We start from the raw sequence: 3,694 nt of genomic DNA on the forward strand, positions 1-3,694 counted from the left end.
ACGCTTGGTGCAGCCTTCGCGGATGGCTTTCACATCTCGGCTTTCCTGCAGCAATTCACGGCTCACGTTCAGCGGCAGGTCGGCAGAATCCACCACGCCGTTCACAAAGCGCAAGTAACTGGGCATCAGCGCTTCGGCTTCGTCCATGATGAATACGCGCTTGACGTACAGCTTGATGCCCGCCTTCTTGTCGCGGTTCCACAGGTCTTGTGGTGCCTTGCTTGGGATGTAGAGCAGCTGGGTGTATTCGGTGCTGCCTTCCACGCGGTTGTGCGTCCAGGTCAGCGGGGCTTCAAAGTCGCGGCTGATCTGTTTGTAGAAGTCGGCGTACTGCTCGTCCGTGATGTCTTTCTTGGAGCGGGTCCACAAGGCGCTGGCTTTGTTGATGGTTTCCCACTCGCCGGTCTTGACCATGCCGCCGGGCTGACGGCCACCTTCTTCGTTGTTCGGCTCGATCAGTTCGCCGTCTTTCCACTCTTCCTGTTCCATCAAGATGGGCAAGCTGATGTGGTCAGAGTATTTGCCGACGATTTCCTTGAGCTTCCAGGTGTTGGCATAGTCCAGCGCTTCTTCGCGCAGGTGCAAGATCACACTGGTGCCGCGTTCGGCGCGGTTGATGGTTTCCACTTCAAAGTCGCCCGTGCCGCCACTGATCCAGCGCACGCCTTCGGCTGCTGCCGCGCCTGCACGGCGGGTTTCGACGGTGATTTTTTCCGCGACGATGAAGCCCGAATAAAAGCCCACACCAAACTGGCCGATCAGCTGCGCGTCCGACTTCTGGTCGCCGCTCAGCTTGCTCACAAAGTCTTTGGTGCCACTTTTGGCGATCGTGCCCAAGTGGTCGATGGCTTCTTGCGCCGTCATGCCGATGCCGTTGTCGGTGATGGTCAGCGTCTTGGCGGCCTTGTCGAACGACAAACGCACTTGCAACTCGGGCGCGTCTTCGTACAGCGCCGTGTTGTTGAGCGCTTCAAAGCGCAGCTTGTCGCAGGCGTCTGAGGCGTTGGAAATCAGTTCGCGCAGAAAGATCTCTTGGTTGGAGTACAGCGAATGCGTGACCAGGTGCAGCAGTTGCGCGACTTCGGCCTGAAAGGCATGGGTTTGTTTGCTCATAGTGGTTCAACAGTAAAAAAAGTCAGAAAACAAGAACGCCCCACAGCTTGGGGCGTTGTGGTTGGATTTCAAGAGGTCAAAACGTCTCGTTCTGCCCTAAATACCGCCAGGTTCCCGCAGGCATCTGCCCCAGCTGCACGCCGCCCATGCGGATGCGCTTGAGGCCTACCACCTTCAGGCCCACTTGTTCGCACATGCGGCGGATCTGGCGCTTCTTGCCTTCGGTCAGCACAAAGCGCAATTGCTCGGGGTTTTGCCAATCCACTTTGGCGGGCTTGAGCGGTTTGCCGTCCAGGCTCAGGCCGTGGCGCAGGCGCTCGACATGGCCTTGGGAAACACGGCTTGCACATTGGCACTCACGCGGTCGAAGTCGCCAATGACGGTGAGCTGGTTGGCCTTGCCGCCATAGGTGGCGGATGCGGCTGTGGCGGCGGCGGTGTTCTCTTGGCCGGTGTAGGCCACACGCACCAGGTATTCCTTTTCCATCTCCGAGTCTTCGCCGATCAGCTGACGCGCCACGCGGCCGTCTTGCGTCAAGACCAACAGACCCGTTGAGTCAATGTCCAAGCGCCCGGCTGGGGCGAGACCCCGCAGGTGCGGTGGCGTGAAGCGCAGTTTGGACGGGTCACCGCCCCAGTGGCTGCGAGGGTTGATCAGGGTGATGGCGGGCTCGTGCCCGTCTTCAGCTTGGCCGCTCACATAGCCCATGGGCTTGTGCAAAAGAATAGTCACTTGCCGGTCTTGCTGCTGCTCGGCTGCTTTGTCGATGGTGATGCGGTCTGACAGGGTGACCTGCTGGCCCATGGTGGCGGGTTGGCCGTTGACGAATACCCAGCCTTGCTCGATCCAGGCGTCGGCTTCGCGGCGCGAGCACATGCGCAGCTCGGCCATGCGTTTGTTCAGGCGCGAGGTGCCGCTGGGGGCGGCCGTTTCGCCTTTGCCTTCGGGGCGGGGGGCGCGTTTGAAAGCGGGGGGCTGGGTCATGGGTGAGCAGGGTCAAAAAAAGGCCAATGCGGCAGGGTGCTCATTGTCCCTTTTTTTGGTTATGGAAACTGCGCCGTCCTGAGACCTTGCAAGTCGAGGATGCGCAGGCCACCGTATTCGATGCGGATCAGTTGGCGATCTTCAAGCGCACGCAAGGCTTCATTGACGCGTTGCCGGGACAAGCCGACCAAATAGGCCAGTTCTTGCTGGGTGATGCGCAGCACTTCACCGACGCCGGAAAACAGCACCGGGTTGAACAAGGCGGCCAAATGCCGGGCCAGGCGCAGCTCGGGGTTGGTCATGCGGTCCATTTCGCGTGCGGCGATGAACTGGCCCAAGCGCTCGTTGAGCTGTTGCATGATGAAGCGGTTGAAGCCCAGAGAGTGGTCGATCAGCCAGTGAAAGGTGTCCAGCGGCATGCCGGCCACCACACTGGGGCGCAGCGCTTGGATGTTGTAGCGGTAAATCTCGCGCTTGAGGGCCGTGCCCTCGCCAAACCAGCCGCCGGGCGGCACACCGGTGAAGGTCATGGTTTGGCCGCTTTCGTTGTCGGTGTTCATTTTGAGCAGACCAGAAATCACCCCAAACCAATAGGTGACGGGGCGGCCTACGCGGCAAACATAGTCGCCAGTTTGGGGGTCGCTCACCACCAGCTGTGACACGATTTGTGTGCGCTCCGCGGCGCTCAACAAGGCCAGCCAAGGGATTTGCTTGAGCTCGATGTCGGTGGGCGCTCTGCGGCGTTGGTGGACGCTGCTTGCTTTGATCATCGCCACGGCCTTTCGTCAGATTGTGGTCAGTTCCGCTAGGGGTCTTCCCTGAATTGTCGTCCAAACGACAACTTAACGTCAAATGACTGCCTAGGATAAGGAAAAGTTAAGTCGCATTGCAGTCAATGCACCGTTTTTGGAGACAGGTCAGTTCATGCAAACAACGTTTCCCCGTTTGATGCTCAAGCACGCTGCCGAGCGCCCCACGGCGCCCGCACTGCGCGAGAAAGAATATGGCATTTGGCAGGCCACCAGCTGGGCTGCACTGTCGCAAATGGTCGAGTCCATCGCCTGCGGTCTGCACCAAGCGGGTTTGCAGCGCGGCGAGCACTTGATTGTGGTGGGCGCCAACCGCCCACGCCTGTATGCCACCATGCTGGCCGCGCAGACGCTGGGTGCGATTCCTGTGCCGCTGTACCAAGACGCCGCTGCGGCCGAGTGCGTGTTCCCCATCACCAACGCCGAAGTGCGTTTTGCCGTGGTGGAAGACCAGGAGCAGGTCGACAAGATGCTGGAAGTGCGTGAGCAGTGCCCGCAGTTGACGCACATTTATTACGACGACCCGCGTGGCCTGCGCAAATACAGCGAAGCGGGCCTGGGTTCGCTCGAGGAGTTGATGGCGGCCGGTGGCGTGTTTGCCCAGCAGCACCCGCAGTTTTTCAAAGAAGAAGTCGACAAAGCGCAGTACACCGATGTGGCGGCGATGTTCTTCACCTCCGGCACCACCGGCAATCCCAAGGGTGTGGTGCACACGCACGGCTCCTTGATCGACCGCGCCGATGCGGGCGCTGAGTTTGACAAATTGACCAGCGCCGAAGACGTGCTGG

The 3,694-nt window shown here is 60.0% G+C and carries 3 protein-coding genes and 1 pseudogene; 1 reads left to right on the forward strand and 3 read right to left on the reverse strand.

Annotation, left to right across the window (positions count from 1 at the left end; translation table 11 throughout):
- The 3 genes and pseudogenes from htpG to Q0341_RS00255 all read right to left on the reverse strand — a co-directional run.
- On the reverse strand, positions 1 to 1,113 hold a 1,113-nt coding region (gene htpG / locus Q0341_RS00245), incomplete at its 3' end, for a molecular chaperone HtpG (RefSeq protein ID WP_299509700.1).
- A gap of 76 nt (positions 1,114 to 1,189) precedes the next feature.
- Positions 1,190 to 2,097, reverse strand: a pseudogene (locus Q0341_RS00250) (pseudouridine synthase).
- Positions 2,098 to 2,156: 59 nt separating this feature from the next.
- Positions 2,157 to 2,867: a Crp/Fnr family transcriptional regulator gene (locus tag Q0341_RS00255; RefSeq protein WP_299509702.1), complete on the reverse strand. Its 711-nt coding sequence runs from the start codon at positions 2,865 to 2,867 to the stop codon at positions 2,157 to 2,159.
- Positions 2,868 to 3,021: 154 nt separating this feature from the next.
- On the opposite strand from Q0341_RS00255, the gene Q0341_RS00260 reads away from it, so the two are divergent.
- A partial coding sequence (locus Q0341_RS00260; RefSeq protein WP_299509704.1) for an AMP-binding protein occupies positions 3,022 to 3,694 on the forward strand: 673 nt, incomplete at its 3' end.

Source organism: uncultured Limnohabitans sp., from assembly GCF_937889215.1.
Lineage (GTDB): Bacteria > Pseudomonadota > Gammaproteobacteria > Burkholderiales > Burkholderiaceae_C > Limnohabitans_A.

Excerpts from the sequence above, each read along its gene's own strand:
- Q0341_RS00255 (WP_299509702.1), bottom strand. The coding sequence starts at position 2,867 with ATGATCAAAGCAAGCAGCGTCCACCAACGCCGCAGAGCGCCCACCGAC.